The organism is Gardnerella sp. 26-12 (assembly GCF_001660745.1).
Classification (GTDB): Bacteria; Actinomycetota; Actinomycetes; order Actinomycetales; family Bifidobacteriaceae; genus Bifidobacterium; species Bifidobacterium swidsinskii.
Window position 1 is genome coordinate 7,183 of record NZ_LWSR01000027.1, and the last position, 7,968, is coordinate 15,150.

General features: G+C 40.8%; 5 protein-coding genes and 1 tRNA gene. 1 reads left to right on the top strand and 5 read right to left on the bottom strand.

From position 1 onward, the window contains the following. From A5295_RS02565 to A5295_RS02575, 3 genes are all read right to left on the bottom strand, one after another. On the bottom strand, nucleotides 1-2,865 hold a 2,865-nt coding region (locus A5295_RS02565), incomplete at its 3' end, for a hypothetical protein (protein ID WP_064621616.1). 317 nt (nucleotides 2,866-3,182) lie between these two features. Continuing rightward, nucleotides 3,183-3,269, bottom strand: a tRNA-Ser gene (locus A5295_RS02570). Nucleotides 3,270-3,381: 112 nt separating this feature from the next. Next, nucleotides 3,382-4,314, bottom strand: coding sequence for a DMT family transporter (locus A5295_RS02575; RefSeq protein ID WP_064621617.1), 933 nt, complete (start codon nucleotides 4,312-4,314; stop codon nucleotides 3,382-3,384). 109 nt (nucleotides 4,315-4,423) lie between these two features. On the opposite strand from A5295_RS02575, the gene dinB reads away from it, so the two are divergent. Then, on the top strand, nucleotides 4,424-5,734 hold the full coding sequence (gene dinB / locus A5295_RS02580) for a DNA polymerase IV (RefSeq protein WP_064621618.1): 1,311 nt from the start codon (nucleotides 4,424-4,426) through the stop codon (nucleotides 5,732-5,734). Nucleotides 5,735-5,768: 34 nt separating this feature from the next. On the opposite strand, the gene fdxA is transcribed toward dinB, so the two are convergent. Then, complete coding sequence (fdxA, locus tag A5295_RS02585; RefSeq protein ID WP_004109733.1) at nucleotides 5,769-6,101, bottom strand: ferredoxin; 333 nt, start codon at nucleotides 6,099-6,101, stop codon at nucleotides 5,769-5,771. A gap of 122 nt (nucleotides 6,102-6,223) precedes the next feature. Next, on the bottom strand, nucleotides 6,224-7,855 hold the full coding sequence (locus A5295_RS02590; RefSeq protein WP_064621619.1) for an APC family permease: 1,632 nt from the start codon (nucleotides 7,853-7,855) through the stop codon (nucleotides 6,224-6,226). Nucleotides 7,856-7,968: the final 113 nt, after the last annotated feature.

The following is a 7,968-nucleotide window of genomic DNA, read 5'->3' on the forward strand; positions in this document are numbered from 1 at the left end:
CCGACGCCTCATGGGAGGAATCCCGCCATGTCGCGCTCCACCAGACATTCTCCCATGCTTAGGAACTATAGATGAAAAACGACCTAACGATAAACCTGAAGCAAAGGTTAACGTAATAACAGCCAGAAGTATCACAGTTACTGAAGAAGCACCAGTAACAGCAAGCGATGTTGGAATTGTATTACTTTGATTAACATAATTCTTATTAGCATTTTCGTTGCTATTTGTGCTGTCGTGTTGATTGGAAGCATTATCATTCACATCATTTTTCGAATCAGTTGAATCATCACTCCTAGCCGTTTCATCACTGCCAGTTTTACTATGATTTTCTTCTACATTTTCTTTGTTTTCTTTATTATTCTCCTCATTTTCATCATTTTCATCATTCTTAGAACGATCCTCGCCGCCGGAAACTTGCACAGTCTCTCCTTCTACACCCAATGCGTGAGTTGCTAAAGGATTACCCTGAGCATCGTAAACTTCAGCTTTCCAATAAACAGTTCCTTCATGATCTAATGTAATATCTGCAGAACTTACAGAAATAGAAGACTTTTTACTTTCTTCAGCTTGTTTATTTGTAATATTTACGCGAGATTGAGGCATTTTTTTCTCAATTCCAGCAGATATTACAGTTTCCTTAGTCTCTTTAGTTTCCTTAGCTTCCTTAGCTTCCTTAATCTCCTTAGTTTCAGAATCACTGCCCTTCTTAGCGTCACCATTCTTAGCATCACCATTCTTAGCATCGCTACATTTAGCTCCACTAGAATCACTCTTATTCCCCTTACCATCTTCATACTCGTATGCACTAAACACTACGTAACTTCCTTTTGGCAACGTGCCAGTAATACGAGCATTATCGTGGAACTTTTCACCAGCCTTAACTTTTTCATCGCTTACTCTAGTTGTAACAGATACAGGGGTAGTTAAAACATCCGGTTCAACTAAGGCACGACTCCACAATCCGTCATACGCGGATTTATGAGCTAAAGCGCGTGAAGAACCAGGAAAATCATAAACAAACACATACCATCCTGACTCACTATTTTTATTAGCGCGAATATGCACGTTATTTTCCAAAACTTTCGGCTCAGTAGTAGACCTATCAGTTCCAGCAATAGGTCTAAGCGTAATATTTCCGTTGCCAATCTTGTACACGCCATTAACTGCAGGAACATCCCACTTTGCAACCAAACGATGATGACTATCTTCTTTTGGCTCTTGATAAGACGGCTCGCCTTTAGATCCCGGCATATAATTTTCGTTGTCTTTTTTAGTAGGATTTTCGCTACCTGCACCAGCCCACCAAACGCGAATATGCGCTTTTTTATCTTCATTAAAGCCGTAACTGTTATTTCCCTTAAAAGATCCGTAAGTTTCAGGAAGACCTCTTACAGTAATCTCATTAACAATTTCCGTATTAAGCCCAACAGTTTGCTGCTTAGCAACAATATCTGAGCTCACGGTTGCTTGATGAACAGCCGTAGTGTCTGTAGAACCAAATAGCTGCACAACATCATCTTTCAGAAACTCTCGGTCAGATTTATTCTGAGAATCGCGAGAAATAATCCAAACCCATGTGCCAAACAAACCTGCTTCTAAATCATTTACTTTATAAGCTTCTGCTTTATCAAGATCAGATGCTGTAATATCGCCATTAGCGCGTTTTGCTACTGCAGTTATAGTTTCGCCAGAATTAGAGAAATTAGCTTTAGCCGCAGCATCTTGGCGCAAATTAGGCATAGAACGCATGCGATTCAAGTACTCTTTAGCAGATTCACCACTATTTCGCTGTTGAATATGCAAAATATCTTCAGCTGAACCTACAAAATAGTAGCCTTGCGCGCGAAGACGAACATTTTCTGGCCAAGAATCATTTCCTGCAACACTGCTAGTTACAGTACTATCTACCTGCTCTCCTGCACGCAGCTCATGCTTTGATATTTTCGACTTAAGTAACGGCTGGAAAGTTTTTTCTACACCAAAAGAAAAATCTTGCGGATACCATGTATTTTCAAAAGATCTAATCACATCTTGACCATCTGGAGAGAATAAACGTTCAGCTTTTGGAGCGTTAAAAGAAACTTCAATTCGAGCGTTTCCAGCATCAAGTGCGTTCCAAGTAATATCTAAACCTTCTTTTTTAGATTTTCCTTCAAAAGACTCAGATCCGTTAGCAAATTTAATAAGATTATTTGAGGATTTTACTTTAATAGGTACTCCTCCTAAAGAATCTCCATTAGAATTTTGCAGACTAATATGCATTACGCCAATGCGCTTGCCCTTAGTGTAATCATTTTTTAGCACAGCCTTAACCGGAGTTTCTTTAACACCCTGCTGCCACAACTTATCTGCCTTATTCCTTAAAGTTTCTGTTTCAACGTCTACAAATCCGTTTTCAACAGCCTCCTTCCATCTATCTTGATTAATATCAAAATGATTATGAATCATAAACGCCAAAGCAGCCTGAGTTAAATCATCGTCATTGTTGTTGTGCGTTTTAATAATATTTGCAGCAATACGATAATCTTCACCATTCATCTGCTTAATATTGCCTTTGTAATCTATAAACACGGAAGATTCCATGCAAAAAATAGAATTCTTTCTACCCTCCCACTTATCCGTAACAGGACCGAGCCTTAGCCTTGCAATCTTTTCGCTTAGCCATTCAACAGTATTCGACTTTTTGTAATAATAACCCGTTAATTTATCGACAGATCCCATAGCAATTTGCGAACAAAGCACCGAAGGAACTAGTACTGCGGAAGTAAACAATGCCAACATTTTGCGAATATTTTTTTGTTTCATGAGGTTTCGCAATTTATTCGCACAACTAAAATTAGTATGCTTCCCCAAATATGTTTCCATAAAAATCTCCTTTAACCCAACCCTTAATGCAATAGCGAATTATGAGAATAATTTTCTATTTGCATTGAACACTAGAGTAAGCGCTCATGACATCAACTATGACTTTAGAAAAGATTTGCGTAAATATTTTTTTAGTATTGTGGTTAAAAGGTAGTATTTGGATAAAAGTTATGCACAAATCCACAATTTTGCTTAAATCTCTTGCCTAAATTTTTGCCGTTTACCCGCCGCTTACCCGCCGCTTACCCAATTTTTTCATGTGGAGATTTTTAAAAAACAAAAACTCCGGACTGCAAAAAGCAATCCGGAGTAATCCGCGGAGTCAGAGAGATTCGAACTCTCGAGCCGCTTACACGACTAACACCTTAGCAGGGTGCCCCTATCGGCCACTCAGGCATGACTCCACTTGTTTACTGTACATAACAGCAACAGATTGACACTATAGCACCTCTTAAGGACTGTAAACAAGCTTGACGACACACTTTAAGATAACATTTAATATAACAATATCCAGTGCTACACAGGATTGTGATCTCCAGAAAACGTTACAACTACAGCAAACATAACAAGAATTATTCCTGCAATATCAGTCAATGTTGGAATTTCACCAAATCCCATTCCAATAATAACTGCGATTGCAGGATACAATGCTTGTATAACAGAGTATTTTGCAGAAGTAACACGTTTCAATAAAACCTGATCAAGCAAAGTTGGGAAGAAAGAAGCACATATTGCAATAACCAACATTAACGCAAGTAAAGCAAAAGAACCACCAGGGCGAGCAGCCCAAGTAGCTTCTGGTTTAGGCGAAATAACATGCTGCACTGCAGGAACAGCAAGAACAACAGACTGCAGCAGCCAACCAATAAGAGCTGCAACACTTACACGATCAATAGCGTGTGAACTTTTTGCCAACATGCGACCTGAAACAATATATAGGCCCCACATTGAACCGCCAACAAGAATGGCGAATAACCCAATTAGAAAATGCGGGCTTACTGAACTATGTATAGAAGCGCTAGCCAACAGCATAATGCCACAAACAGCAATCACAATTCCCACACGCTCTCGCCATTCATGACCTGCAATAACAGCCACAAGCAAAGGACCTATGAATTCTATAGTCACTGCAACACCAACAGCCATGCAACTAATAGCAACATAGAACATAGTGTTCATAGCAACTAACGACACGCCAACGGCTGCAACAATTCCCCATTCTCGTAGCGTTTTTGGCAAAAAACTACGTTTGCTGCGAGAAAATGGTCTTCTCCAAGCCAAAAGCAACAATGTCATAAATCCTACGCGATACCACACTGCATACAGAGGATCCAATTGGCTAAAAGCTACTTTTGCAACAGAAGTTGCTGTATACACCATTGAAGCCTCAATGACGATAATAAGCAGCACAGGCATGCGATGTAAAAGATTGACGACAAATTGCTTCATAGCAACAACCCTACATGAATATTGATCCGACATACGCTTTTTTACAAAAACATTAGTTTAATCCACAAATTTTTTCCATAAAATCGAACGTTTGTTCTATTATAAACTTATGAGTACAGCACCGAGAGTACAAGCAGCGAAACGTGATTGGGGGCACGACACCTCAGGTTGTAACATACTTCATGTCGACATGGATGCATTTTATGCTTCTTTAGAAGTTGCAAGACACCCGGAGCTTAAAGGAAAGCCGCTTATTATCGGCACAGGCAATCGCGCTGTTGTTTCTGCAGCAAGCTACGAAGCGCGCGCTTACGGCGTTAATTCCGCTATGCCCGTTGTTAAAGCTAGAAATCTTTGTCCACAAGGAGTTTTCTTGCCAGTTGACATTCCTTACTATTCAAGCGTTTCCAAAAGTATTTTTGAAAATATTTTTTTGCATATTACTAATCAAGTTGAAAAAGTTTCTGTTGACGAATGCTATATGAATGTTAAATCGGCTTTATTACAGTGGAAATCGCCTGTAAATATTGGAACTTGGGTACGAAAAGAAGTATTTGAAAAGTATCATATTACATGCTCGGTTGGCATTGCCAGCAATAAACTTATTGCAAAGATGGCTTCAACTAACGCAAAACCTAACGGAATGCTTCTTATTCCGCAAAAATGTAATGAAGATTTTGTGTCAATAATGCCATTGCGCGCAATACCAGGAATTGGCTCATCTTTAATACATAAGCTTGAGGATTGGGGCTTATCTACTGTTGCGTCGCTTAAAAATGTTGACGAAGCAACGCTTACTCGCATAACGGGTTCGCAAATCTTAGCAAGAATGATATATCAATCAGTTAGGGGCATAGACGAGCGCACTGTGACTGCACATGCCCCTGAAAAATCCATTGGAACTGAGCGAACTCTTGATACAGATACCACGAACGAGAATGCTGTTAAACAATTACTACAGCAATGCTGCAGCGAAGTAACTCAACAGTTGCGAAACAGAAAACTTATGGCACGCACTATAACGTTAAAACTACGCTTTGGCGACTTGCATTATGTTACTAGATCTTCTACTTTGCAAAACGCAACTGATTCAACACACGAGTTTTACGAGCATGTCGTTGTTTTGCTTTCTAAAGCTAATCCAACTGTGCATAATTACATTCTTGGAGGCAATAACACAAAGCTTTTAAGCCCAGTTCGTTTAGCTGGTGTTACAGCGAATAATCTTGTGCCAGCAAACAAAGTTTCACTTCAGCCTTCTCTAAACGATATTCTGGAGGAAAATACTCGCGAATCTAAAAATCCTACACAAAACATCATGTCCACAATGAATAAAAATACTAGATTGCGTCACGCAGAACACGCTTTAGATGCCGTTCGCAAAAAATACGGCAACAACGCTGCCCACATTGGATTGTAAACTCGCGCCACATTAAATAATACTTTGCAAATAATTAATTACTTGCTTTATCTGAACGCGGAGGCAAGGCTGCAACGCGAGCTTCATCCCATCCGGAAGCTCCAGCATCTGTAGCTCCTCCCAAATCTCCGAGCTTGTCGAAATAATCAACCGCAGCATCGCGATACCACTCCCAGTCTTCTGGCAAATCATCTTCATAAAAAATAGCTTCTACTGGGCAAGCCGGTTCACAAGCTCCACAATCCACACACTCGTTTGGGTTAATATAAAGCGTTCGATCGCCTTCATAAATGCAGTCTACAGGGCATTCATCTACACACGCTTTATCTTTTACATCAACGCAAGGCTCTGCGATTACATATGGCATAACGCCCTCCTTTCTGCTTTTATGCAACTTTTCTATTATAGAACATTTTTGAAAAGTCTATGACACAAAAAGTCGGCATGCGATATAACCGTATGCCGACTTCTTGCTAAATAAATAATTTATTAATTTTGACTATCTTGCGAGGCCGCAGCAGTCGCCTCAGCTTGAGCTTCTGCACGAGCCTGCTCCTCTGTTTCTCCTTCAGCTACCTTCTCTGCAGCAGCAGCATCTTGAGCAAACAAAGTTTCAACCGGAACACCGAGCTGCTTAGCTTTACGCAACTGCCTGCCAAGCAAAGAATTGCGGTAAGAGTAGCCGAAGTATACCGCAAAGCCTATTGCCAGCCACACTGCAAAACGAATCCAAGTCAATACAGACAAGTTAAGCATGAGCCAGAATGTAGAAAGCGCTGCAAACAGCGGAAGCCATGGATTGCCAGGAACGCTAAATGAACGGTGCAAATCTGGTCTGCGCATACGCATAATCGGCACACCAGCAGAAACAAGCAGGAATGCAGAAAGCGTACCAATGTTCACCATATCGGAAAGAATGCCAATATCGAGAGTGGAAGCAACGACTGCCACAACAATACCAGCAACAATCTGAAGTCTTGCAGGAATACCACGCTTGCTTACCTTAGAGAAGCTACGTGGAAGCAAGCCATCGCGGCTCACAGCGAAGATAATGCGCGTAAGACCGAGCAAAAGCACCATCACAACGGTTGTTAAACCAATAACAATACCGAGGGAAATAATCTTTGCAGCCCAAGTAGCACCCACAAGTTCGAAACTTGTAGAAAGCGAAGGAGCGGCTTGCTTTGCCAAATCCTTGTAGGAAACCATACCAGTTGTTACAACTGCGACGAGGATGTAAAGAACAGTAACAATAAACAATCCAAGACCAATACCTCGTGGAATGTTCTTGTGCGGATCCTTAGTTTCTTCTGCTGTTGTTGCAACAACATCAAAACCGATGAATGCGAAGAACACGAGAGCCGCGCCGGAAAGAATACCTGGAACGCCATAAACAGCTGGCTGCATGCCTGTTACCCACTGCCACAAAGGCTGTGCCATAACCCCAGAGACTTCTATTCCCTTTACACTTGCAGCGTCGGTTGCAGGTGGCACAAATGGCGTAAAGTTGGAAGCTTTAATGTAGAAGAAGCCCACAACAACCACGAATAGAACGATACCAATCTTCAAGATTGTTAAAGCGCCGTCGAAGCGTGCAGAAAGCTTAGTTCCAAGGACAAGCATAGTTGTAAAGAATGCAACGATTATAATCGGAGCAACATCAATAGTGAAACCACCTAAGTTAAAACTTGTGGTCATATTCAAACCGAAAAGCTTCATTAAATCGTTAAGATAAACGCCCCAATACTTTGAAATTACTGAGCCAGCCATCAGCATTTCTAGGATCATATCCCAGCCAATAATCCAAGCAATAAGCTCACCAACTGTAGTATATGTAAACGTATAAGCAGATCCAGCAACTGGAATCATAGAAGCAAATTCTGCGTAACACATTGCAGCAGAACCGCATACAATGCCTGCAATAATAAAGCTAATAATTACAGCAGGACCAGCATGAAATGCTGCAGCCTGAGCACCAACAGAGAAAATACCGGCACCAACAGCGACAGCAACACCCATAACTGCCAAATCCCAAGCATTTAATGTACGTTTAAGATGGCGTTCACCATCCATAGTCTCAGCGATAGTCTGTTCAACAGACTTTTTTCTCCATATTTGCATAATAAACGCACTTTCGTTGAGGTATAGGTATAAAGGTATGCCGCAATCAGAAGCGCATCAACAAATTTGCGAAACAGTTGCGACTTCACCTATATAAAATTTCTACTTAATTT

Coding starts and splice junctions, on each gene's coding strand:
- fdxA (WP_004109733.1), bottom strand. CDS start 6,101: ATGCCATATGTAATCGCAGAGCCTTGCGTTGATGTAAAAGATAAAGCG.
- dinB (WP_064621618.1), top strand. CDS start 4,424: ATGAGTACAGCACCGAGAGTACAAGCAGCGAAACGTGATTGGGGGCAC.
- A5295_RS02575 (WP_064621617.1), bottom strand. CDS start 4,314: ATGAAGCAATTTGTCGTCAATCTTTTACATCGCATGCCTGTGCTGCTT.
- A5295_RS02590 (WP_064621619.1), bottom strand. CDS start 7,855: ATGCAAATATGGAGAAAAAAGTCTGTTGAACAGACTATCGCTGAGACT.